The organism is Bifidobacterium vespertilionis (assembly GCF_008698145.1).
GTDB lineage: Bacteria > Actinomycetota > Actinomycetes > Actinomycetales > Bifidobacteriaceae > Bifidobacterium > Bifidobacterium vespertilionis.
In genome coordinates, this window is record NZ_RZNZ01000019.1 from 1 (window position 1) to 23284 (window position 23284).

Below are 23284 nucleotides of genomic sequence, written 5' to 3' on the forward strand. Positions count from 1 at the left end.
AGATGTGTATAAAGAGACAGGCCCACGTGGCGCAGGGCCAGGTCAACGTGGTGGATGTTGATGATGACCGTGATGTTGCGCTCGCGGTTGATGCGGCCGAAGTCCTCCATCACCTGCTCGGCGGTCACCGGGTCGAGGGAGGCGACCGGTTCGTCGGCCAGCAGGATCTTCGGGTTCTGCATGAGGGCGCGGGCCAGGGCGACGCGCTGCTGCTGGCCGCCGGAGAGCTGGTCCACGCGCGTGTACGCCTTGGAGGCGATGCCCACCTGATCGAGGGCCTTGAGGGCCTCCATCTCGTCGGCCTTGGGGAACAGGCCCAGCAGGGACCGCCACCACGGCAGGTCCGGCACCTTGGCGGCCAGCACGTTGCCGATCACCCTGGTGCGGGTGACCAGATTGAACGATTGGAAGATCATGCCCACATTGCGGCGGAAGCGGCGCAGCGCCTTGCCTCGCAGGGCGCTCACGTCCACGCCGTCCACGGTGAGGGTGCCGCCGCTGATGCCGATCATGCGGTTGATGGTGCGGATGAGCGTGGACTTGCCCGCTCCAGACAGGCCGATCACGGCCACGTACTCGCCCTGGTCGATGGTGAGGTTCACGTCGTGCAGGGCGGTGTATCCGTTCGGATAGGTCTTTTCCACATGGTGCATTTCGATCATGCGCGTGTCTCGATTCCTTGGGATCCGTGTGGTTTTCGGTGGGGGACGCGAATGCCCGGCCTCCCGGGTCGCGGGCGGCCGGGCATTCGTCGGGTCACTTCTTGAGCTGCTTGACGAGCTCCTGCGCCTGGCGCTCGTTGTCGTAGTCGGAGGACTTGGCGGGCTGGTAGCCCTCGTGGCTGTAGATGGCGATGACCTTCTTGCCCTCATCGGAGTTGCCGATGGCGATGAACGCGTCGGACAGGGCCTTCTTGAAGTCGTCGCTCATGATCTTGGAGTTCTTGGACACGCTCACCGTGTCGTTGTAGATGGCCGGGGTGACGCCGATGACGGCGGTCTCCTTCCAGATGTCGTCCTTGCGGCCGAAGTCGGTGGTCCACTTCTTCTCGAAGTCGCGGCGGGCGTCGGCGTAGGTGGCGAGCACGTCGAACTGGCCCTGGGCCAGGCGGGCGAACGCGGAGCCGTAGGAGTCGGACTGGGCGGCGTGGGTGAGATCGGGGATGGACTTGCCGAAGTTGTCCTTGAGCCACAGCGCCGGGTAGATGTAGCCGGCGGGGGAGGATGCGCCCATCACGGACCAGTTGACGTCCTTGATGTCGTCCCAGGTGAGCTTCTCGCCGCTGTTGACCTTCTTGGCCAGGGCCTGGCCCTTTTCGGACGGGCCGGCGATGATCAGCGCGCGGTAGGAGGTGGTCTGCTTGTCGGTGGCCTTGGTGGGCGCGTTGTCGTTCCAGTCCTTGGGGTTGTCGGAATCGATGCTCAGGCCGCTGCGGGTGGCGGTCAGGAGCACGTCCACATCATCGTCGTACAGCACGTAGGTGCCGCCGGGGATCAGGCCCACGTCCACGGTGCCGGCGCTCAGCGACTCGCCCACGGCCTCGTAGCTGGAGCCGACGGTGATGTCGACGTTGCCTACGGTGTAGCCCTCCTTGCCGAGCTGGTCCTTGAGGAGGTTCTTGAGCGGCTCGGTGGCGGTGATGATCTCCTGGGGGTCCTTGGAGGGGACGAACGCCACCTTGAGGGTGTCGATGTTCTTGGAGTCGGAGGCGGCGGAACCGCCGTTGGCCGCGGGGTTGCCGCAGCCGGCGAGCATGCCGAGGCACAGCGCGCCGGAGAGCACGGCGGCGGCCGCGGATCGCAGGGTCGAAATCTTCTTCTGGGTCTTCTTCGCGAACATGGTTCTTCAGTTCCTTTCGCAGGCTTTCGCCGAATCGTCATGCGCATTCCGCGCGGACGATTTCATGCTATGCCGTGAATTGAATGATTTTTCATGAAAAACAAAAACGTTGAATAATGTTTCGTCTCTGTTGGATCGCATGTAACCCTGCGTCCATCTTCGGGTCGAAGTACCTCGGGAGCGTCCGCGTGTCGTCCGATTTGCGTTCAAGTGGGGTTGAAGTGATGTCCTAGTACATGGTTGTACTAATGACGCATGGGCAGTTAAGGAGCACAGCAATCATGCAATACCGCAACGTGGGCAAATCCGGGCTCAAGGTGAGCGAAGTCGCTCTCGGCAGCTGGATGACCGACCTCAAGGGCACCGCGCAGGAGGATGTGGCCAGGCAGACCGTCAAGCTGGCGTTCGACAACGGCGTCAACTTCTTCGACTGCGCCGACGCCTACTCCGGTGGCGCGGCCGAGCGCTTCCTGGGCGAGACGCTCAAGCAGTACCCTCGCCGCGAGGTGGTCATCTCCAGCAAGGTCTACTTCGGCACCGGCCCCGGCGCGAACGACCGCGGCCTGTCCCGCAAGCACATCTTCGAGAGCATCGACCGCACGCTCAAGAACATGCAGACCGACTACATCGACCTGTACTACTGCCACCGCTTCGACAAGAACTGCGACCTGACGGAGACCCTGCGCGCCATGAGCGACCTCGTGGCCCAGGGCAAGGTGCTCTACTACGGCGTGTCCGAGGAGTGGGGCGGTGCCCGTCTCGAGGAGGCGCAGCGCATCATCGACCGCTACAACCTGTACCCGATCACCGTGGTCCAGCCGCAGTACAACATGGTCGACCGCTACATCGAGCACGAGATCATGGACGTGTGCGCCAAGCACGGCATCGGCATCACCGTGTTCTCCCCGCTCGCGCAGGGCCTGCTGACCGGCAAGTACCGCAAGGGCCAGCCGCTGCCGGCCGGCTCTCGCGCCACGTGGCAGTCCGATCACCAGATCAACGATCTGCTCACGGACGAGAATCTGGACAAGGTGGAGCGTCTGCTCAAGGTGGCCGACGAGCTGGGCACCAACCTCGCCATCCTCGCCATGGCGTGGATCCTGCAGCACCCGCAGATCAGCTGCGTGATCGCCGGCGCCAGCAAGCCCAGCCAGCTCGAGAACAACGTCAAGGCATCCGGCTTCCACATCCCCGCCGACGCCATGGCCGAAATCGAAACCATTCTGGACTTCCACCGCTTCGAGCGGCACGTGGGCTGAAGCCACCAAGGAAGCCCGGTGGGCTTCCGACTGGCTTCAGCCTGAGCCGCCGCCAAGGCGGCGAAGGTCGTATTGAGCCTCGCCCGTCAGGGCGAGTCCCTACTTGCAGGGGCCGAAGGCGAGCCAAGATGACCTCCCTGGTCATCCTGAGCACAGCGCGGCCGATTTTCGTCATCCTGAGCGCAGCGTAGCCGATCCCCGGTCATCCTGAGCGGAGCGTAGCCGATCCCCGGTCATCCTGAGCGCAGCGTAGCGGAGTCGAAGGATCCTTAACTTTGTGCGTAATATTAAGGATCCTTCGACTGCGCGCTACGCGCTCCGCTCAGGATGACAGTAAGCGGCTCCCGCGTCGTCCTGAGCACTGAGCCGTTAAGCGGATAGCCCGGTGGGCTGTCCGTAGGCAGGCTGAGCCGTTAAGCAAACGCCGGTGGCGTTTGTAGGCGAAGGCGAACGGCAGTGAGCAAATAATGCTGCGACCGTAGGCCGTCCGCGATTGCGGTCGAGCCGCCGCCAAGGCGGCGATGGTCTGGCGAAGCCGGACACCGAAGGATCCTTCACTTTGTGACTATGTGCGAGATATTAAGGATCCTTCGGCTCCGCCCTCCGGGCTGCGCTCAGGATGACGTGGGGGAGTCTGTCTGCTTCACGGCTCAGTGCTCAGGATGACAATAAGCGCCTCCCCGCTTCACGGCTCAGCAGGAGGACGTTGGAGGTGACGCGTGCGACGGTTCGCAGGCCATTACCGCCGCCCGTCCCACGCTTTTCCGCGGCGCTTCGCCCGATCGTCCCGCCTCTGCGGCCGATCGCCGCCGCAGCGACCCCGCGGCCGGCGGAAGGCATCGGACGCGCCGCCGGCCGATCTGCCGCCCATCCCGCCCGCGAACGCCCCGGCCTTGCACCATCCGCCGATTCCATCGCCAAGCACCGCGCGCAGCAGATCCAGATAGTGCGGGTGATACGCGTGCGCATCCGCCCGCAGGCCGTCGCGCAACGTCCCGTCCGACGGTCCTCGGAGCGATGCCACCGGCGGCGACACCAACCGCCATGTCCCGCGTGCCCGCGCGATGCGCGCGATCATCGCCCCGCCCGATGTCCCGTCCCATTCCGCGGCGATCGGCGCGTTGCGGACCTCGTAGACGTCGTCGTGCACCAGATCCTCCAGCACCAGCCGGCGTGAGGCCGCATTGGCCTCGCGGATCCAGAAGCAGGACGCGATGTTCGTCCGGTCGATCTCGCGCAGATCCCCGAGCTGCTGTCCGTCAATGTCCCCGTTTTCGCGCAGGCATTCGGAGATCATGCGGAACGGGGTGGCCCGCATGCCCCGGTCCTCGATCTCCTTTTCGTAGGTGAGCCATTCTGCGAACAGCGATTCCACGAACGCGCGCGACTTGGCGTCCCGCAGACGCCGCGTATCGACGTCCGTGGCCTTCAAAAACTCCTGATGCGCCCGGTTGTACAGCCGGTCGTCCACGATGTAGATCATGTCCGCCACATCGGCCGGGCACAATATGGAGGGACGCTTCATCCCGCTGAAATCCTGATATGTCGGCATCATCATCGGCTCCTTCTTCCGTGCGCGGAACGTCGATCGTCCCCACGTACCGCAACCGTATGCAGGCCGGTTCTGCCGTCGCAACGGGACGGCCCGGGGCGGTGGATAAGTGGACAACTCGCGCCGCGGCCCGATCCGGTGGACAACCGCCGGGCATTGCGGAACGCCCGCGCGCTCGGGATGCGGCCTGTGCCGGGGCGGGGTGAACGGATCATGATGCCGGTTGGGACGCCGATTGGCGTATGGGTGTCCCCGCGGCTATGCTGGGCCGTGTTTGTAGGATGATTGGAGCAATTCGTGACTGAACCCTCCGTCGTGAATGCCGAACTCGATTCGGCGAGCGATGCGTTTCTCACCGTGCTGGAGTACGGGGAGGACCTGATGATGTCCCCCGGCATGCAATCGGAGAAGCGTTATTTCCAGCATGGCAACACCACCACGTTCGAGCACTCCGTGGCGGTTGCCGAGCGCGCGGTGCGTCTGGCGAACTTCTTCTCTCTGGGCAGGCGCGTGGACATGCGCTCGCTGGTCGCCTCCGCCCTGCTGCACGACTACTTCCTGTACGACTGGCACGACGACGAGGATTGGCACCGGCTCCACGGCTTCATCCACGGCAGCATCGCGTGCATGAACGCGAAGCGCGACTTCGGCGACAAGATCGTCAACGACGTGGTGGCGGACAGCCTGATCAACCACATGTACCCGCTCACCAACGTGCCGCCGCGGTATCTCGAGGGCTGGCTGGTGTCCGTGAGCGACAAGATGTGCGCCACGTCCGAGACCGTGAGCCCCGGCCGGTTCCGCTACGATCGCCATCTTGAGAACGTGGACAAGCTGCCGCACGTGCCCTCGCTGGACGAGCTTTCGGCCATCGCGCTGACGCTGAACACCGTCAACAGCATCGGGTTCATCCGTTCGAGCGCGTACCGCATGCGTCTGGCGCTCAAGTCCCGCTGAACGGACGGCGTATGAAGCGTATTGTGGCGGGCATCGTCGCGCATGTGGATGCCGGCAAGACCACGCTGTCCGAGGCGCTGCTCTACCGCGCCGGGCAAATCCGCAAACTGGGCCGCGTGGACCATGGCGACGCCTTTCTGGACACCAACGCGCTGGAGAAGCGCCGCGGCATCACCATCTTCGCGCATCAGGCCGCCGTGGAGCACGGCGACCTCAATCTCACCCTGCTGGACACCCCGGGGCACGTGGATTTCGCGGCCGAAACCGAGCGCGTGCTGCGCGTGCTCGACTATGCGATCCTGGTCGTCTCCGCCACCGACGGCGTGCAGGGCCATACCGAAACCCTCTGGCGGCTGCTCGCGCGCTATGGCGTGCCCACATTCATCTTCGTGAACAAGTGCGATGCGGACGGTGCGGATCGCGACGCGGTGCTCGCCCAGCTGAAGCGCAGGTTGTCCGACGGCTGCACGGCGTTCGCGCCCATTGCGGACGGCACGGCGGGGGAGGACGATCTGGAAAACCTCGCCATGCAGGATGAGGCCGCCATGGACGAGTTCCTGGAGGATGGGACCCTGTCCGAAGACCGTCTGCGCGCGATGATCGCCGCCCGCCATGCGTTCCCGGTGTACTTCGGCTCGGCGCTGAAGCTCGAAGGCGTGGACGAATTCCTCGACGGTCTTGAGCGGTTCACGCGCGAGCCCGACTGGCCGGCCGGATTCGCCGCGAAGGTGTTTAAGATCAGCCACGACGAGCAGAAGAACCGCCTGACCTGGTTGCGCGTCACCGGTGGCACGCTCAGGGCCAAGGCGCTGCTGGGCGGCACGGGCGGCGACTTGGCCGGAAGCGGAGACGGAACCGGCGGGGCGGACGCCACTGCACCGCAAGCGCAGGCCGGCGAAAAGGCCGATCAGCTGCGTGTCTACAACGGTGCCAAATTCGAGACGGTTACGGAGGTGCCCGCCGGCGGCGTGTGCGCGGTCGCCGGCCCCGAGCGCACCTTCCCCGGCGAGGGGTTGGGATCGGAACCGGACGCCGAGCCGCCCAGCCTGCATCCGGTGCTCACCTACGCGGTCACCGCGCCCGGCGGCGGCTCGTTCGACGATCTGACCCTGCATCGGGTGCTGGTGGCCCTGCGCGAGCTGGAGGACGAGGAGCCGCTGCTGGATGTGGCATGGCAGGAGCGGCTGCAGGAGATCCACGTGCAGCTCATGGGCTCGGTTCAGCTGGAGATCATCCAGCAGCTCATGCACGACCGGTTCAATCTGGACGTGGCGTTCGGCGCCGGCTCGGTGCTGTACAAGGAGACGATCACCGCCCCTGTGGAGGGCGTGGGCCATTTCGAGCCGCTGCGGCATTACGCGGAGACGCATCTGTGGCTGGAGCCCGCCGAGCCGGGCAGCGGCATGCATTTCAGGACCGCGTGCAGCGAGAACGTCCTCGCCCGCAACTGGCAGCGGCTCATCCTCACCCATCTGGGTGAGCGCGAACATGTGGGAGTGCTCACCGGTTCGCCGCTGACCGACATGACGATCACGCTGCTCACCGGCAAAGCACATGAGAAGCATACCGAAGGCGGCGACTTCCGCCAAGCCACATACCGCGCGATACGCCAGGGGCTGATGGAATCTCGCGCCGGCGTGGTCGGCCGACCCACGGACGAGCAGATCGCCGCGGGACGGCCCGCCGATGGTTCCGAAGAAGATCCGGGGACGGATGAGGCTGATGCATCCAAGCCCGCCAAGGCGTCCAATTCCGCATCCAAGCCCGCCGACGCGACGAACGCCGACGCCGACGCGCCGAAGAAGCCGGTCAATCCCGGCAACTGCCGTCTGCTCGAGCCGTGGTACGCCTTCCGCCTTGAGGTCCCCGCGGACATGATCGGCCGCGCGATGTCCGACATCCAGCGCATGTCCGGCGACTTCGACCCGCCCCAATCGGACGGCTCCGGCGAATACGCCACGATCACCGGCCACGCCCCGGTCTCCGAAATGCGCGACTACGCGATGGACGTCAACGCCTACACGCACGGCCGCGGCCGCCTGTCCGCCACCTTCGGCGGATACCGCCCCTGCCACGACGAATCGCGCGTGATCGCCGAGGCCGCCTACGATCCCGAAGCGGACCTGGAGAACACCCCCGACTCGGTCTTCTGCGCGCACGGAGCCGGCTACCCGGTCAAATGGTACCGGGTGCCGGACTTCATGCACCTCGATTGGGCGGGGCCTGCGGTGGATGCGGCTGGCAGTCCGCGAGACTGAATTTCAGGTCATTTCGTCGGATTGAGGAACCAGGTGTCTTCGGCACCGTGTGTTTTCTCGAATCGATGGCCGTAGTACAGGCTGAGCGCGAACATGAGCACCATGTCCACAATGAGTACAGGTGCAACACCTAGGCCAAGCACCAGAACTGTTACGTTGCCGGTCATTCGGTATGCCACCAGCGCGGTGGCCCAAACCAGTGCGCAGACTATGAGCACGGCGGTGTTCACCTTAGGATACATGCGCGCACTAATCCACATGTCGTAGTTGGCGCGTGCGTTCGTATACGCTTGGCTGTTGCCCATATGGCGGGCTTCGTGCCAGGATGACCAAGCGAAACCCAGAAGAATCACGCCACCTGCCGTCTCACCCAATGCGGATGCGGTCTCTCCCGCGATGAAGTCGTGGATCGCCAGTGGAATGCATGCCAATGCCAGCAATGCGAAGATCAGAGTCCAGATTGTTGCCTTTCCGGATGGCTTATGGTCGTTCATTGTTTTCCTTTTTCTTCGGTGGATGATGAATTATTGACCGAAACATCATCGGATTTCGGAGGGAACGCACGCACGAACATCGCCAAAAGGATGATGATGGTTATGACGCTGGTGACCGCCCTGCGGATGTAACCCATCCTCAGAGCCTGCACGAACAGTGCCACCATGGCGATGGCCCCAAGAAGGCAGAGGATGCCTAAGGCGCGTCGCTTCCAGATGGATTTGCGGTCAGTGTTCTGTACTGGTTTTTCGGTATTCATGACGTGCGTTCCTTTCAAAGATCAAGTGCCTCGATTATAGGTCTACAGGAAGAACATGATGGTCTTGGTACAGAAGTTTGCCCACCAATCGTTCATGCCGATGGCCTTGCATGCACTGTAAATGATATGTTCGGTGGTGCCAGTGAAACTATCGATATAATCAAGGAAATCGCCGACCGGTCCGATGGCTTTCTGTACAGATGCAGGCAATTTCTTGAAAATTTTCAGAATTCCTTGAGCAAGCTTTGAGTATACGCCAGTTGTCTGAGTGGAATCATCATTAAGAGCATGTTCACCGGAAATCAGAATATGGTAAAGCTCTGCAATTTCGGATTCACTAAACTGATCCAGTTCTTCATCGGTGAATCCAGCACCTTTGAGTGCAGTACGATGATTATTGACAGAAGTGATCTGTGAATTCGTGGTATCGATGTTTAGTTCATCGGCCATAGCGGTATTCGCGCCAAGGGCGAGTGCTCCGCTCGTAAGCATGGAGAGGGAGAGCATAGCTGCGATGGTCTTCTTGGTGTAGTTCATGATGATTCCTTGTTTGTGTGTTGTGTATTGGTTGGCGCATCATGTGATGCGTTGGTTTCACAGTAGAGTCAATCCGGGTTCCGCCGCAGGAGGTTGTCGTACGGTTGGGTGACGGGTCGCCCGAACGGGTGACACGGGTTGCATCAGACAAGTCGGTCTACGATGATGGTGGATAGGACTTCGATGCACCAAGGATGGGGGAGCCATGTCGGACGCGGTTCGGTCTCGGATCGGCATATTGGACAATGATGAACTTACGTTGGCGGCCTTGCGCGCGTATTTGAGCGGTAATCTTCGTAACGCCCGGGTGGACTGGTCGGTGACGGATGCCAAGCGTGCGGTCTCGCTGTGTCTTTCGGACAGATCCCGTCCGGATATCCTCATCACGGACATGTCTTTGAACGAGTCCTCCGGCGTTCAGGTCATCCGCGATATCCGTGAGCGGACGGCACGTGTTCCGATCCTTGCGATCACTTCCTTCCCGATCGGCGAATATGCCCAGTCTGCGGCTGAGGCGGGTGCGCAGGGCATCATTGCCAAACGCGATCTCAATGAGATCTGCAACGCTATCAGCGTGGTGTTGGCGAATAGGGTCTGGATCCACGATGGTGGAGGATCTTCGGGGGTATCCCTTGCGGACTGTGGCTTCGAATCAGCGCGCGATGCGCATGCGCGGCTGGTGCGTGGCGACGAGAATGCGGATCGTGAACTGTCCGAACGGGAGTGTGCGGTGATTGATCTGTTCTCCCGTGGCCTGACTTCCAAACAGACCGCTGAGCATCTCGGGGTGAGTGAGAACACGGTTAAAACCTACGCGCGCCGCATTTTCGGCAAATTGGGCGCGAACACGAGGGGGCAGGCGATCGCCATCTGGATGACATTGCCGAAGCGAAAGCTGCGGGAGAACTGATATGAGTGCGAATGAAGGTCAAGAGCGGAATCAGACCGTTGGGGACGACGAATGGGAATCCATGTGGGGCGATGTCCGGGATTCCGCCAGGTCGTCGATATCGGTGCTTATGGTGGCTGGCCCGATGATATTGTGTCTCGCTGGTTGTCTGGTGCTGTGGAATTCGACTGGAAATGATATCTGGATTGGCTATGTTTGGATTTGCATCTTCATGGTGTTGTTCTATGGTGTTTACGTGCGATGGAATAATATGACAGGATTGTTGGACTCGCGTACAGGTTTTGCTAAGAAAAGACGATCTGAGTGTGAGATAAAAAGCATTGGTGGCAATAATGGGTCGTTAACTCGCTACTCGTTGACTTTGATTATTATTCCTCTCGTATTGCTAGTTATAGTTTCCGTATTGCGACTTTTTGATAATGCGATTTTTGATTATGTCAACAGCTGGTTGATTATAGGATATGCTGCATATATTGCATTGTTTATTCTCTCAACTTTAAAACAAGAAGTGAGTCACATTGTTGTTGACAGAGATAGACGTATTGACGAACTAACGAGACAGATGGCGATTATTGATCGTGATAATCGTATTGCAGGAAGAATGCATGATTCTGTTACAGGTGATTTATCTTACATTGCATTTGTGGCTCAAAATAACACAAGTAAAGAAAACGATAGTAAGAATAAAGACTGGAGATCTGTAAATCAGGTTGCACTTAAGGCGCTAGATGATATGCATGAGCTTATTGACCTTCTTAAGCATAATAAAACGTCAAAGAGTGATATCACCGCTAACAATGAGAATGATCACTTGTTTACTTTTATAAGAGCTATTGCGAATACGGTGGATGTTGGTGATGGTCGTATGAACGATCTGTGTATTCGTGGTGATTCAACTGTGAATGGATCCTGTTCGCTGCTGTTTGACGACGGCAACAGGAATATGAAGGAAGTAATCTCCTTTGTCAAAGAGGTGTATAACAACCTGATGAAGCATGCGGATCCTGATTTTCCATATATCATATTCATTTCGGTCGAACAGAACGAGGTGATCATATCCCAGCAGAATACATGCTTGAAGCATGAACGACTGCCTTCATCCGAGCGTGGCATGGGGCTGCATCGCAGCATGATCGAAATGCTGGGAGGTGAATTGAATGCCAATGCCGAAGACGGGGAATGGACGCTGTATGCGCGCATTCCGCTGACGACTCCCGTCTCTGCGAACGGCCGGTAAGATGGTGCACTGTTCGTCTATGTGAAGGAGACGGTTTTGGGCATCACCTCGTTCGGAAATCCGCATGACACCGGCCGCGCGTTCACCGTGCTGCCGCTGGAGATCGAGGACAATTGCTCCTCGTCGGTGCTCATGCGGGCGCGGGACATTGTGGACGACGCCAAGCGCAAGCTGTTCGACCTGACCTGCGAGCCGGGGCGCGATTCCAGCGATCTCATGACGATCCGCGGCAAGGTACGCGGGACCAGCGCGCCGCAGAACCTGTACCGCACGTGGGTGCGCTTCGATCCGGACACCGAGGAGTTCGACGACGGGGCCTGCACCTGCCCGGCCTTCACCGGGTACAAGTTCGACATCTGCAAGCACATGGCCGCGCTCGCGTTGTACTTCGCCGATCATCCGGGCGAATTCGAGGGCTTCCCGGGGGCCAATGCGGCGCAGTCCGCAGCGGGCAGCTCGATCGATCTGCTTGACTACATGGAGCGGCTGGACGAGGCGGAAGAGCAGCGCAAGCGGGCGATGCGCGGGGCGGCGGGCGTCGGTCCCGACGGGGCGGCCGGTGCGGGCCGAACCGGGGCGATCGGCGGACAGCCGGGTGGACGGTCGGGCGCGAAGACTCAATCCCGCGCAGCCGCGGTGGCCCCCGGGCAGGTGACGCTCGACCCGAATCTGACGTTCGCGGACCGCTTCTGGAGCGTGGACTTCCGCATCCGCAACCTCGCCAACGGCGCGTCCTACGTGCTCAAATCCATTTCGCGGTTCCTCACCTGCATGGCCTCCGGCATGTACGAACAGTATGGGCAGAAGCTGGCCTTCGCGCACACCCCGGAGATGCTGGACGACTATGGCCGCGCGCTGCTGGGCTTCCTCAAGCGCGCGATCGACGCCCGGGAGAACGCCATGCGGTTGGCGCGCTACTACATGCCCGCCACGGTGGCGCGCGATCTGCCGCTGTCCGAGGACGAGGTGACCCAGCTGCTGCGGCTGAGCGAAGGGCGGGATCTCTGCGTCTCCATCGACAACGGCGGTTGGGAGACCTTCGGCCCGGCCCGCGTGCCCGTGCAGGCCGACGAAATGCCGGTGCGCGTCGCCATGACCCGCGTGCATCGCGGATCCCACGCCGGGTACGTGCTGCGCGGGGATGTGGTGATCGATGCGATCGCGGAGGGCGCCGACGGCACCTACATGCTGGTCGCCCCCGCGCCGCCCATGCCCAGCGAGGCCGCGTTCGCCCGCGCCGACGCCGTGTCCACCGCTCGCGATCTGACGACGTTGGGCGCCAAGGGCATCGCCAATCTGCCCGAGGAGACCCTGAGGCGGCTCGGGGTGCTCAACGGCGCGTCCGACCCGTTCGATGCGTCCGACCCGTTCGGCAGGCCCTCACGTTCGGCGGGTTCCGCCCGATCCTATCCAGGCGACGTCGTCCCCGCGGGGCCGCGCCGGTTCGTCCGTCTGTCGCACGAGCTCGAACCGGTCGTGCCCGTCCTGCCCACGTTGTGCGACGGCAGTCCCGATGGACGGTTCGTGTCCGACGACGATCTGCCCCTGTTCGCCCGCACGCTGCTGCCCCTGCTGAACAAGGCCGGCGTGGATGGCGATGTGCCCCAGTCCGTGCGGGACATGCAGCCGCAGCCGTGCGAGCCCGGATTCTATCTGGACCGCACCGAGGACGGGGTCATCTGCACGCTGAAGTTCCGCTATGGATCCCGCGAGATCTCGCTGTTCCCGTACGGGGCGGCCGATCGCGGGGGAGCGCCGCGCGACTTCGCCACCGAACGGTACGCCGAGGATGTGGTGCGACGCTACTTCACCGTGGAGGACATCCACAAGCCCGCGCTGATCGGCCGCGACGAGACCTATGCGATCGTCGCCCTGTTCGATCAGGGCCTGGCAGCCATGCATGCGGCCGGATCGGTCTACACCACCCCGGCGTTCGATCGCCTGCTCGCCCCGCGCCCGCCCAAGACGCGCCTCGCCGTCACCATGAACGGCGGTCTGGTGGACGTCTCCCTGATCGCCGACGAGATCCCGCCGGACGAGGTGGGCGCCTTTCTGGCGAGTTACCGTCGCAAGCAGCGCTTCCACAGGCTCAAGGACGGGACGATCGTGCCGGTCGGCGAGCATGACGCCGATCTGGACGCGGCCATCGGCACCGCGCGCAACCTCGGGCTGGACCCGGACGCCTTCGAAAAGGGCGATGGCACGGTGGAGGTGCCCGGATTTCAGGCCTTCCTGCTTGACGCCGATCTGGACGACGCGGACAAGGACGCCTCCTTCCGCCGCTACGTGCAGGATGTGAGGGTGATCGACCCGAGTCGCTACCAGATGCCGGAGTCCCTGCATGGGGTGCTGAGGCCTTACCAGGTGGAGGGCTTCCGGTGGCTCCAGACCCTGTACGACAAGGGATTCGGCGGCATTCTGGCCGATGAGATGGGCTTGGGCAAGTCGGTGCAGTTCATCGCCATGCTGCTCGCGCGCAGGGGAGAAGCGGACGGTGCGGCCGACGGTGATGGCATGATCGGCGACCGCACCGATCATGCGCCGAATCTGATCGTCTGTCCGGCGTCGCTGGTGTACAACTGGGCCGCCGAATTCGCCAAGTTCGCGCCGTCGCTCAACGTGCAGGTGGTGGCCGGAACGAAGGGTCAGCGCAAGGCGATGCTGGCCGCGCTCAAGGGCGATGGCGATCGGTCCGCCGGCCGGGATGCCAGCCGTGGCACCGATCGTGGCGCCGATCGGTCCGCCGATCGTCCGGACGTGCTCGTCACCTCATACGATCTGCTGCGTCTGGACGAGGCCGACTACAAGGGTCTCACGTTCCGCGCAATGGCGATCGACGAGGCGCAGGTCATCAAGAACCACACCACCAAGGTGGCCAAGGCGGTCAAATCGATCGACGCGCGCCACCGCTTCGCCCTCACCGGCACGCCCGTGGAGAACCGGCTCGCCGAACTGTGGAGCATCTTCGACTTCCTCATGCCCGGTCTGCTGGGCGGATTCAAGCGATTCCACGAGCGCTACGAGCTGCCGATCTCCAACGACGCCTACGGGGACGAGGGGCGCGCGCAGGCCGCCAAGCTCAAGTCGCTGGTGGGCGTGTTCATCCTGCGACGTCTCAAGTCCCAGGTGCTCACCGACCTGCCGGACAAGCTGGAGAACGTGGTCACCGTGAAGCTGGAGGGCGAGCAGCGCAAGCTGTACGCGGCGCACGAGCAGCGGCTCAAGCTCACACTCACCCACACGCAGGCGAAGGACTTCAACGCCGACCGCATCCGCATCCTCGCCGAGCTCACCAGACTGCGGCAGATCTGCTGCGACCCGCGCCTGCTGTACGCCGACGCCAAGGACCGCTCCGCCAAGCTCGCCGCGATCGAGGAGCTGGTGCGCACCTGCATGGACGAGGGCAAGAAGGCGCTGGTGTTCTCCCAGTTCACGTCGTTCCTGGACCTGATCGCCGAACGGTTCAAGGCGCGCGGGATCGCGTACTACATGATCACCGGCGAGACGCCCAAGAAGCGCCGCGTGGAGCTGGTGGACAAGTTCAACGGCAACGATGTGCCCGCGTTCCTCATCTCGCTCAAGGCCGGCAACACGGGCCTCAACCTCACGGGCGCGAGCGTGGTGATCCACGCCGATCCGTGGTGGAACGCGGCCGCGCAGGAGCAGGCCACGGACCGCGCGCACCGCATCGGCCAGACCCGCGACGTCAACGTGTATCAGATCGTGGCCAAGGACACGATCGAGGAGCGCATGCTCAAGCTGCAGGCCGCGAAAAGCGAGGTCGCCCGTCAGGTGCTGGGTGGCGATGCGTCCGATGGCATGGCGACCGGCGTGGCATCCCTCACCCGCGACGATCTGCTCGGCCTCCTCTCCGCGTGAGTGACCGCTGTCATCCTGAGCGGAGCGGGACCTTCCCTCGTCATCCTGAGTGGGCGGGACCTTTCCTTGTCATCCTGAGCACTGAGCCGTTAAGCGGACAGCCCGGTGGGCTGTCCGTAGGCGAGGGGAGCCGCCGCCAAGGCGGCGACGGTCCGGCGCAGCCGGACACCGTAGCGGAGTCGAAGGATCCTTAATACTCCCGCACCAATGACCAATGCCAAATGACGAAGGATCCTTCGCTGCGCTCAGGATGACAAAGCATCACCCTGTCATCCTGAGCGCAGCCGGACACCGTAGCGCGCAGTCGAAGGATCCTTAATCTTGCGCACGGACCCGCCCCATCGCGGTCGACGGTTGTCAAAAAGTTATCCTTTGTTGATTTTTGTTGGCTTTTTATGACAAATATCGGCAACAGCCTACCCCTTATATGGGGGATGCGACTACACCTAGAGGTATGAGCACTACAGATAGCATCAAGGAAACCTTCGGCGCCGTCGTCGAAGCGTATGCCGCAGTCAAGTCCAACAATGACAAGCTCGCCCGTGACGTCGAGCACGTCGGCTTCTACGCCCAGCTGGGCGAGTCCGCTCCGAACTCTCAGCTGCCCAACCTGTGGAACACCCTCGAGCGCATCGAGAAGGCCATCAACGCCGACCCGCAGCTGAAGGCCGAGTTCGGCGAGACCGGTGAGAAGGCCATCAAGGCCGCCTTCACCGCCATCGCCAAGCGTCTGGCTCCGGCCGCCTGATTCCGTCCGATTCCGGTTGCACGGATTCCTTCATCTTCACTCCAAAGGGGAGGGCCTCCATCGAAGGAGGTCCTCCCCTTTGGTTTTTTGCGGTTCAATCGGAGCCCGTCAGCCGGAGCCCGTCACCACATCGGCACGACGGCCGCACCGATGCACTGCAGAAACGCGGCCACATCGCGCATCTCCGGCATGCTGATCGAATGCTCCATGCCCGGATACACCTTCTCCGTGAGCGTGCCGTGATCGGCCCAGAACGCGCCCATCGCCTTCACGTCCGACTGAGGGAAGATCGTGTCCGCGCCGCCGTGGCCGTAGAACACCGGGGGTCTGAGCTGCTTGAGCTCGCCGTCACCGGGCTCCACCGGGCCCGGAGCCAGCCAGCCGGAGAACGAGACCGCGGCCTTGTAGCGCTTCGGGTCCAGGCGCAGCAGATGCGCGGCCAGCAGACCACCCTGCGAGAAGCCCATCGGGATCACGTCGCGCGCCTGCGGGATGTTCGCGGCCACCCAGCGATTCACCGCATCGCCGGCCGCGCGCGCCTGATCATCCAATGACTCGCCCTCCGGCACGCCCTCATGCGCCCACGTGCCGAACCACGTGTAGCCCATGCCGTACGCGATCGGCGCGCGCAGCGAAGCGTAGTCGGCGTTCGGCGCGCAGTAGCGCAGCAGATCGGGCAGATCGTACTCGTTGGAGCCCCAGCCGTGCAGCAGCAGGAACACCGGACGGCTCTCCGGTCCGTTCAGTTTGGTGATCGCGCGCGTGATATCCATATTTCCCCCCTTGATCCGGGTTGCGGCCGTCGCCGCCTTCCGAGCCCAGCCTATGGCCGGGATGCGACCATGCCGAACGCGACCGAACTCGTTGGGCGGCTGGCCGCGGTCAACGCGCGTGGACCGGGTCTCGCGGGTTCACGGCCCGTGCACTACACTGGGGACTTAAGGCCTGCGGATAACGATGTCGCGGGCTGAAACCTCGAGGAAGGGGAACGCCATGATCGGATGGATCATAATCGGCGTGGTAGTGCTCATCATATTGATTCTGCTCATCGCGGCGATTTTCATCGTGCCGCAGCAGCAGGCGTACATCATCGAGCGATTCGGCAAGTTCCACAAGGTGCAGTTCGCGGGCATCCACGTGTGCATACCATTCGTGGACCGCATCGCCATGAAGACCAACATGCGCGTCAACCAGCTCAACGTGCAGCTGGAGACCAAGACGCTGGACAACGTGTTCGTGACCGTCGTCGCGTCCACCCAGTTCCGCGTCAACCCCAAGGACGTCGCCACCGCGTACTACGAGCTGCGCGACCCCGCAGGACAGCTCAGGAGCTACATGGAGGACGCGCTGCGAAGCGCCATCCCGGCCTTGTCGCTCGATGACGCCTTCGCCCGTAAGGACGACGTGGCCTTCGACGTGCAGAAGACCGTGGGCAACGAGATGAGCCGCTTCGGCTTCACCGTGGTCAAGACCCTGATCACCGCCATCGACCCGAGCCCGCAGGTCAAGAACGCCATGGACTCCATCAACGCCGCCCAGCGCGAGAAGGAGGCCACCCGCCAGCGCGCCGAGGCCAACCGCATCCAGATCGAGACCCAGGCGCAGGCCGAGGCCGAAAAGACCCGCCTCCAGGGTGAGGGCCAGGCCAACTACCGCCGCGAGATCGCCAACGGTATTGTGGACCAGATCAAGAGCCTGCAGGCCGTGGGCATGAACATCAACGACGTGAACAACGTGGTCCTGTTCAACCAGTACCTCGACGTGATGCGCTCGCTGGCCGAGTCGGACAACGCCAAGACCGTGGTGCTGCCGTCCTCCACGCCCGGCGGCTACAAGGACCTGTACGAGCAGGTCACCAAGGCCATGCTGACGGCCAACGAGACCAAGTAAACCTGGTAACGGGGGCGTCGGACGTCACTGAAGGGGCGGATCCGCATTGGATCCGCCCCGATTCATACTTGGAGTCGCTCTGATCTGCCCTGAGCACCTGCCCAGGCCGCTCAAACCCGCCCGCACCGCCCATGTAGTTTTGTATTTCCGATTTGTGTGGTTGTTTTCCGGGGTGGGGGCGAGTAGACCTGTTGGAATTTCGGCGTTATTTCAATGGGTCTACTTGGCGGAACTCGAAAATCGGATGCACAAATCGGAAATACAAAGCACTTCCGCGCGCCGGATCGCCGCTTCCCCGGCAATTTCGCATAGTTTGGCAGTAAATTACGTAGATTTTTCTCGATTAGTTCGGCAAAGCTCCGCACATCATCGTGGATGGCCTCGTGAATGACCTTGACGGACCTTGACAGCGGGTGATCCAAGCCATTGCCGGACCGGGCTCACCACAACCGTTCCATGGGCATGTTGGGCTGGCCGACCACGATGTTGTTGGCGATCAGGCAGGCTGCCGCGGCCATATTGTTGTTGTAGTCTATGCGGGGCTTGACGCTGACGCTGTCGCGGAACAGGTCGCGCTTGAGATCGTCCAGCGAGTATTCCTTCGGCACCGCGTTGCTCTTGTGCAGACAATCCAGCGAGCCCTCGTACGGGTTCTTCGCAAGGCTCTGATTGCCTTGCTGGACGCGGTAGATGGAATCGATCATCCCGGTGTTGAGGATGCCGCAGACCAGCGCGTCCCGTCGGTATTTGCCCTCCTGCTGCGACGTGCCCAACATGTGCCCGGCCTCGTTGCGGACCCCGTTGATCTGCGTGAGGATGATGATCTCCTTGTATCCCCGATCCAGCATGCAGGTCTTGTAATTCGACCAGATGAGCTCGTTGTCGGCCGCGGACATGAACCCGCGCGCCTTGGTGCGTTCGAGGATGGCGAGCTTCCTTGCGGTCGCTTCGCCGGTCGGGTCGTAGGGGCGGATCTCACGGTCGTTCCTGACGTCCTCGATCGTCTGATCGATGTAGGCCTCCAATGATGGGGCGAGTTGCTGGCCGAGCGAGATGTTGACATGCTGGTCGATCTTGCTTTCCGCATGCGCTGGACCATCCGTTGCCGGAGGCATGGTTCCGCACGCCGACAGCGATGCCATGCACAACGCCGCGACGGCCAGCGACGATGCGATCGTCGCGCATGCACGCGATGCGATGATGCCCGGATTGCCTGTCATGGTCCGCTCCTTCGTCGATTGCCGTTTGGACGGTTTGCCGTTCGGACTATTGCCCAGACTATGGGATTCGCTGATACCATGGGAGCGTATGTGCGTGCCCGTAGACGAATGTCTACGTGGACAAGGGGGTGGCGGCATGGCGACGATTGCCATCGTGGACAACGACCGGTTCACCCGGCGGGCGTTGCGGGGATTGCTGGAGGACTCGGGGTTGTGCGACGTGCTGTGGGAGCGGTCGGACGGACTGGTGGCCGAGCAGCTGGTGATGCGTCCGGAGTCGAGACCGGATCTGCTGCTGCTCGACATGTCGCTCGGGGACGTTTCCGGCGTGGAGGTGTGCCGGGCGATCCGCCGCAGAAGCGCCGGCGTGCGCATTCTGGGGATCACGGCCTTTCCTCCGCGGCTGTACGCGCCGGATCTGGCGTCCGCGGGCGCGCAGGGGCTGGTCACCAAGGATGTGGATGAGGAGCTGCTTGCCGGCGTGCGGGCAGTGCTGGACAACCGGACGTACTGTCCGAGCGTGCCGGGCGTCCGGTTCGACACGGCGTCGGCGGCATTCCGCCGTGTGAACGGTGTCGCGAACGGTGTTTCGGGCGGCGCTGTGAACGGTGGACGGGAAATTGGACAGGAAGGCGGGCAGGGCCGTGGACCGGGTGCCGGCCCGGATTGCGGCGTGTCCTCCACCGCCGCGGCCTCCATCCTTACCGATCGTGAAACCGCCCTGCTGGAGGGCTATGCGCGCACCGGATCGTACAAGGCCATCGCCCGCGAACTCGGCGTCACCGACTCGACGGCCCGCAACACCATGACCCGCATCAAGCGCAAACTCGGCGTGTCCTCCACCGCCGCGGCGATCCTCGCATGGCGCGACCTCAACGCCTGGATGGGTGGCCCCCGATGACTGCGCCCGCAGTGTCCTCGGTCCCCTCGGGCCCCGCGGTCCCCGGAACCTCCTCGGCCCATGCATGGATTCGCACCAACTGGCCGCGCATCCTGATCTGCCTGACGCTTGCGGCCCTGTGCGTCCATGCCGTATTCTTCTATCCGCGCGGCCTTCGCGTCGATGGTGCATTTCGCGCGGTTTGCGCGGTCGCGATCGCGCTGCTGGTCCTCGAAATCCCATTTCCTCGTACGGCGGGTGTGGCGATGACGCTGCTCGCCCTGTTGGGCGGCTTACTGGCGATGGACGGGCGCGGTCTGCCATCGCCATTCGCCATGGCGGATCTCATGGCCGCGCCCCTGATATGGACGTCCGGCCTGCTTGCGGTTCTGCTGCCGCTGTGGCTGTCCGCGATCTGCTGCGCGGGACTGGCATTCTCGCTGGTCATGCCCCGGCTGGATCTGTTCCTGTTCGAAGGGCTGATGCTGACCGACGGTCAGCATGCGCTGCTGTGCGTGGTCGCGTTCCTTGCCGGCTACGCGCTCAAGATGGCCATGATCGCGCGGCGGCGGGCTGATGCGGAGACGGAGAACATGCGGTTGCGGGCCGATTCCGAACAACTCGCGCATCTGCGCCAAAACGTGCGGTTGCAGCGGATCATCCATGATTCCGTGGCCGGTGAACTCACGTACATCGTGCTTGCCACGCGGCCGGGAGGGCTGCGATCGTCGGCCGACGGCGTCGATGATGCCGTGCCGATGGAGGCGATCCACGATCATGCCCGTCAGGCGCTGATCCGGACGCGCGAGGCGATCGCCCTGCTGGCGGACGAGGGGAGCGGGACGATCGGTGCCGATGCGCCTTGCTCCGATCCCATTCGTCCCAATGCCGATGATTCCTTGCGCCCGACCGCATCCCCGATTGCCCATCTGCGTGATCTTGCGGCCCAATGGGACGCCGATCTGCACGCCCTCGGATTTCGCGGCGAAACCACCGTGAGTATGGGCGATGGGTTCGTTGCCCACGCTGAGCCCGGTTGGATCTCAGACCCCGGCCGGACCGCCGCACCGGATTCGGTCATATCCGGCCTGATCCGCGAGATCTACGCCAACATCGCCGCGCACGGCAAGGCCGACGGCGGCTGGTATGCGGTGTCGTTCCACGTGGAACCGGGGGAGCTGCGCATCCGCGCGGAGAACGAGGCGGCGGACGATCGGGGTGGCTCGGAGCATTTGTTCCATTCCGGCACCGGTCTGGACCGCCAGCGTGCGCAGGTGGAGCGGCTGGGCGGCTCGTTGGACGTGTTCGAGCATGCCGGTGTGTTCAAGCTGTTCGTCGAAGTGCCTCTGGACTGTTCGGCGCGACGGGATGAGACTCGATCCGAGGGAGCCGCGCATTCGTAGACGTTCGTCTGTGTAATCGTAGACGTTCGTCTGTGCCTTCGTAGACGTTCGTCTATCGGACCGTCCGGCGAGACCGATCATGTATGCGAACGCCATACGATCGGTGCCATCGGTGGATTTCCGTAACCGGAACGGGCGCGGACATGGGAGGTGATCGGCATGATCGGCAGGGATTCGAAGCGCAGACGATTGGCGGAAATCGTCGCCGCGGTGCTGGTGATGGCGATGATCGTCGCGGGCGGCGTGGTGTGGAACGATCGGCGCATGGCGGCGGCAAGGCGACCGCTGGTGATCGCAGTCAAGCATGATGCCGATCGGACGAACGCGGCCGGCAGCGTGTGGGCGAAGCTGGTGGAACAGGCCTGCGGGTGCGCGATCGAATGGCATGATGTGACGCCCGGCACCGCGGAGTGGCAGTACGTGTACGACCTGTACAGCTATGGGAATCCGCCGCTGCGGAATGTTGCCGAACCGGACGTGTTCGTGAATTTCGAAAACGTGTCGGACCGCTATCACACGCTGTATATGCGCGAGCCGGATCAAGGTGACTACGTTGATTTCGCCAGGCATCTGGATCGGATGCCCAACGTGTCCGCGTATTTCCGTGATGTGCCGGAGGCTTTGGACATCGCGCGCGAGACCGACGGGACGATTCTGTCCATCCCCGGCGACGCGGGCGTGGATTTCTCCGGCGCGACCGAGCACATGTTCATCAACCAGACATGGCTGGATAAGCTGGGATTGGCGGTTCCCACCACATGGGACGCATTGCGCGACGTGCTGATCGCCTTCCGCGACCGCGATCCGAACGGCAACGGCAAGGCCGACGAAATCCCGATGGCCATCCGGCCCACGGCGGTGAATCCGGATCCGGATGGCGAGCAGAGCAAACCGATGCCTGATTCGTGGCTGCTCATGCTCAACGGCGCCGGCATCCCCACCCAGCTCAACGAGTATGCGGGCAACGGCGGATACTACGTAGTCGATGGGAGCATCCGCGACTTCGCCCGATCCGCGGAACTGCGCGCGACCATGGACTATCTGGTGGGTCTGGCCAGGGAGGATCTGCTGGACCGGAACGCCTTCACTGCAGCCTATGCGCGCAAGCGGCGCAATCAGGCCATGACCGGGACGGGTGATTCGGCGGGTGATCCGGGTGTTGTATCGGGCGGCGCCGGCGTTGGCCTGTCTCTGGACGAGTACCGCGCCCAGCTTACCGGGTCGGGGTCGTCCTCCGATGGCGTGGCGCTTGCGGGCGTGGCCTTTGCGCGCGATGCCTCGGCGTTCGGCGATCATGCCGGCGAATACCGGGCGATCGCCATGCCCGCGCGGCATGAGGGCGTGACGGTGACATGGGACCGGTCGAATCGGCTGCGGTTCAATCTCACCGGTGTTGCCGTGCGCGCCGGCACCGCCAAACTGGACGGGGCGCTTGCGGCGGTCGACGCACTGTTCTCCGAACCGGTTTCGTTGGCCCAGTACTATGGCGACGCGGCCACGATCACGCGGGACGGCGATCATGCCAAGGTCACGATGAATGGTGATGGGAATGGGCGCGGTCAGGGGTATGGCCGGTCGTTCGTCGGATGGATCCGCCCGGGCACGGTGATCGAGGGCGATGCGGAGCGCGATCTGCACAAGGCCGCGGAGGAGCCGTACGCCGCAAGCTATGCGGCGACGGGGACCAGCGTAATGCCGATTCCGTTCTATGCTGCGAAGGACGATTTCGATCTCAACAGTCGGGCCATGGGCGCGCGGGGCGTGATGGACGAGTACCTGTCCGAGCGCATCATCACCGCCGACTTCAACGGCGACGGGTCGTGGACTTGGGACGATTACGCGGACATGCTGGGCCGTGTTCGGCCTGCGGGCGATGCGGAGCTCTGGCAGGCGCGCTTCGAGGAGTACGCGTGATTGAATATGGTATGATGAAAACATCATTCAAAGAGGAAATATGAAAC

18 protein-coding genes and 2 pseudogenes are annotated in these 23284 nt (G+C 62.9%); 12 read left to right on the forward strand and 8 right to left on the reverse strand.

The window, feature by feature from the left end; all coding sequences use genetic code 11:
- Together phnC and EMO90_RS10935 are read right to left on the reverse strand one after the other, a co-directional pair.
- Positions 1–662: phosphonate ABC transporter ATP-binding protein (gene phnC / locus EMO90_RS10930; RefSeq protein WP_150395001.1), on the reverse strand; the 662-nt coding region annotated here is incomplete at its 3' end.
- A 94-nt stretch (positions 663–756) separates the two neighbouring features.
- Positions 757–1839, reverse strand: coding sequence for a phosphate/phosphite/phosphonate ABC transporter substrate-binding protein (locus tag EMO90_RS10935; RefSeq protein ID WP_150354727.1), 1083 nt, complete (start codon positions 1837–1839; stop codon positions 757–759).
- Between the two features lie 281 nt (positions 1840–2120).
- Between EMO90_RS10935 and EMO90_RS10940 the strand changes: the two genes are divergently transcribed.
- The gene (locus tag EMO90_RS10940; RefSeq protein WP_150354728.1) at positions 2121–3098 is read left to right on the forward strand and encodes an aldo/keto reductase family protein; all 978 of its coding nucleotides are present in this window, start codon (positions 2121–2123) and stop codon (positions 3096–3098) included.
- A 739-nt stretch (positions 3099–3837) separates the two neighbouring features.
- Here EMO90_RS10940 and EMO90_RS10945 read toward each other — a convergent pair.
- Positions 3838–4656, reverse strand: a complete 819-nt coding sequence (locus tag EMO90_RS10945) for a hypothetical protein (RefSeq protein ID WP_150354729.1) — start codon at positions 4654–4656, stop codon at positions 3838–3840.
- Positions 4657–4947: 291 nt separating this feature from the next.
- On the opposite strand from EMO90_RS10945, the gene EMO90_RS10950 reads away from it, so the two are divergent.
- The 3 genes and pseudogenes from EMO90_RS10950 to EMO90_RS12835 form a co-directional block, all read left to right on the forward strand.
- Positions 4948–5607, forward strand: a complete 660-nt coding sequence (locus EMO90_RS10950) for an HD domain-containing protein (protein WP_223849825.1) — start codon at positions 4948–4950, stop codon at positions 5605–5607.
- 11 nt (positions 5608–5618) lie between these two features.
- A pseudogene (locus EMO90_RS12760) lies at positions 5619–6236 on the forward strand (GTP-binding protein); the annotation flags it as partial.
- Positions 6237–6503: 267 nt separating this feature from the next.
- Positions 6504–7865: pseudogene (locus EMO90_RS12835) on the forward strand (GTP-binding protein); the annotation flags it as partial.
- 8 nt (positions 7866–7873) lie between these two features.
- Here EMO90_RS12835 and EMO90_RS10960 read toward each other — a convergent pair.
- Genes EMO90_RS10960 through EMO90_RS10970 form a run of 3 tightly spaced genes read right to left on the reverse strand, consistent with a single transcriptional unit; the run spans position 7874 to position 9156 of the window.
- The gene (locus tag EMO90_RS10960; RefSeq protein ID WP_150354731.1) at positions 7874–8359 is read right to left on the reverse strand and encodes a hypothetical protein; all 486 of its coding nucleotides are present in this window, start codon (positions 8357–8359) and stop codon (positions 7874–7876) included.
- The gene (locus EMO90_RS10965) at positions 8356–8619 is read right to left on the reverse strand and encodes a hypothetical protein (protein WP_150354732.1); all 264 of its coding nucleotides are present in this window, start codon (positions 8617–8619) and stop codon (positions 8356–8358) included. Before EMO90_RS10965 ends, EMO90_RS10960 begins: the two co-directional genes overlap by 4 nt.
- A 42-nt stretch (positions 8620–8661) precedes the next feature.
- Complete coding sequence (locus EMO90_RS10970; protein WP_150354733.1) at positions 8662–9156, reverse strand: hypothetical protein; 495 nt, start codon at positions 9154–9156, stop codon at positions 8662–8664.
- Positions 9157–9361: 205 nt separating this feature from the next.
- On the opposite strand from EMO90_RS10970, the gene EMO90_RS10975 reads away from it, so the two are divergent.
- The 4 genes from EMO90_RS10975 (at position 9362) to EMO90_RS10990 (ending at position 15930) form a co-directional block, all read left to right on the forward strand.
- Positions 9362–10066: a response regulator transcription factor gene (locus EMO90_RS10975; RefSeq protein ID WP_150354734.1), complete on the forward strand. Its 705-nt coding sequence runs from the start codon at positions 9362–9364 to the stop codon at positions 10064–10066.
- A gap of 1 nt (position 10067) precedes the next feature.
- Positions 10068–11303: a sensor histidine kinase gene (locus EMO90_RS10980; RefSeq protein ID WP_150354735.1), complete on the forward strand. Its 1236-nt coding sequence runs from the start codon at positions 10068–10070 to the stop codon at positions 11301–11303.
- A gap of 36 nt (positions 11304–11339) precedes the next feature.
- Positions 11340–15182 (forward strand): DEAD/DEAH box helicase, encoded by a 3843-nt coding sequence (locus EMO90_RS10985; protein ID WP_150354736.1) that lies wholly within the window; start codon positions 11340–11342, stop codon positions 15180–15182.
- A gap of 454 nt (positions 15183–15636) precedes the next feature.
- A complete protein-coding gene (locus EMO90_RS10990; RefSeq protein WP_150354737.1) occupies positions 15637–15930 on the forward strand; it encodes a hypothetical protein in 294 nt (97 codons plus the stop codon).
- A gap of 122 nt (positions 15931–16052) precedes the next feature.
- Here the strand turns inward: EMO90_RS10990 and EMO90_RS10995 are convergent, their stop codons facing one another.
- Positions 16053–16703, reverse strand: coding sequence for an alpha/beta hydrolase (locus EMO90_RS10995; protein WP_150354738.1), 651 nt, complete (start codon positions 16701–16703; stop codon positions 16053–16055).
- Positions 16704–16923: 220 nt separating this feature from the next.
- Between EMO90_RS10995 and EMO90_RS11000 the strand changes: the two genes are divergently transcribed.
- Positions 16924–17820 (forward strand): SPFH domain-containing protein, encoded by an 897-nt coding sequence (locus tag EMO90_RS11000; protein WP_150354739.1) that lies wholly within the window; start codon positions 16924–16926, stop codon positions 17818–17820.
- Positions 17821–18260: 440 nt separating this feature from the next.
- Here EMO90_RS11000 and EMO90_RS11005 read toward each other — a convergent pair whose 3' ends face one another.
- Positions 18261–19040 carry a hypothetical protein gene (locus EMO90_RS11005; RefSeq protein WP_190972079.1) on the reverse strand — a complete coding sequence of 260 codons (780 nt, stop codon included), beginning with the start codon at positions 19038–19040 and terminating at the stop codon, positions 18261–18263.
- Positions 19041–19176: 136 nt separating this feature from the next.
- On the opposite strand from EMO90_RS11005, the gene EMO90_RS11010 reads away from it, so the two are divergent.
- The 3 genes from EMO90_RS11010 (at position 19177) to EMO90_RS11020 (ending at position 23237) form a co-directional block, all read left to right on the forward strand.
- Positions 19177–19941: a response regulator transcription factor gene (locus EMO90_RS11010; RefSeq protein WP_190972080.1), complete on the forward strand. Its 765-nt coding sequence runs from the start codon at positions 19177–19179 to the stop codon at positions 19939–19941.
- Positions 19938–21323, forward strand: a complete 1386-nt coding sequence (locus EMO90_RS11015) for a sensor histidine kinase (RefSeq protein WP_150354742.1) — start codon at positions 19938–19940, stop codon at positions 21321–21323. The genes EMO90_RS11010 and EMO90_RS11015 overlap by 4 nt, the downstream gene beginning before the upstream one ends.
- 159 nt (positions 21324–21482) lie before the next feature.
- The gene (locus EMO90_RS11020; RefSeq protein ID WP_150354743.1) at positions 21483–23237 is read left to right on the forward strand and encodes a type 2 periplasmic-binding domain-containing protein; all 1755 of its coding nucleotides are present in this window, start codon (positions 21483–21485) and stop codon (positions 23235–23237) included.
- Positions 23238–23284 lie beyond the last annotated feature (47 nt).

Bases quoted from the DNA above. Each gene is read 5' to 3' on its own strand.
- EMO90_RS10935 (WP_150354727.1), bottom strand. From the start codon at position 1,839: ATGTTCGCGAAGAAGACCCAGAAGAAGATTTCGACCCTGCGATCCGCG.
- EMO90_RS10940 (WP_150354728.1), top strand. From the start codon at position 2,121: ATGCAATACCGCAACGTGGGCAAATCCGGGCTCAAGGTGAGCGAAGTC.
- EMO90_RS10945 (WP_150354729.1), bottom strand. From the start codon at position 4,656: ATGATGATGCCGACATATCAGGATTTCAGCGGGATGAAGCGTCCCTCC.
- EMO90_RS10960 (WP_150354731.1), bottom strand. From the start codon at position 8,359: ATGAACGACCATAAGCCATCCGGAAAGGCAACAATCTGGACTCTGATC.
- EMO90_RS10965 (WP_150354732.1), bottom strand. From the start codon at position 8,619: ATGAATACCGAAAAACCAGTACAGAACACTGACCGCAAATCCATCTGG.
- EMO90_RS10970 (WP_150354733.1), bottom strand. From the start codon at position 9,156: ATGAACTACACCAAGAAGACCATCGCAGCTATGCTCTCCCTCTCCATG.
- EMO90_RS10975 (WP_150354734.1), top strand. From the start codon at position 9,362: ATGTCGGACGCGGTTCGGTCTCGGATCGGCATATTGGACAATGATGAA.
- EMO90_RS10980 (WP_150354735.1), top strand. From the start codon at position 10,068: ATGAGTGCGAATGAAGGTCAAGAGCGGAATCAGACCGTTGGGGACGAC.
- EMO90_RS10990 (WP_150354737.1), top strand. From the start codon at position 15,637: ATGAGCACTACAGATAGCATCAAGGAAACCTTCGGCGCCGTCGTCGAA.
- EMO90_RS10995 (WP_150354738.1), bottom strand. From the start codon at position 16,703: ATGGATATCACGCGCGCGATCACCAAACTGAACGGACCGGAGAGCCGT.
- EMO90_RS11000 (WP_150354739.1), top strand. From the start codon at position 16,924: ATGATCGGATGGATCATAATCGGCGTGGTAGTGCTCATCATATTGATT.
- EMO90_RS11005 (WP_190972079.1), bottom strand. From the start codon at position 19,040: ATGACAGGCAATCCGGGCATCATCGCATCGCGTGCATGCGCGACGATC.
- EMO90_RS11010 (WP_190972080.1), top strand. From the start codon at position 19,177: ATGGCGACGATTGCCATCGTGGACAACGACCGGTTCACCCGGCGGGCG.
- EMO90_RS11015 (WP_150354742.1), top strand. From the start codon at position 19,938: ATGACTGCGCCCGCAGTGTCCTCGGTCCCCTCGGGCCCCGCGGTCCCC.
- EMO90_RS11020 (WP_150354743.1), top strand. From the start codon at position 21,483: ATGATCGGCAGGGATTCGAAGCGCAGACGATTGGCGGAAATCGTCGCC.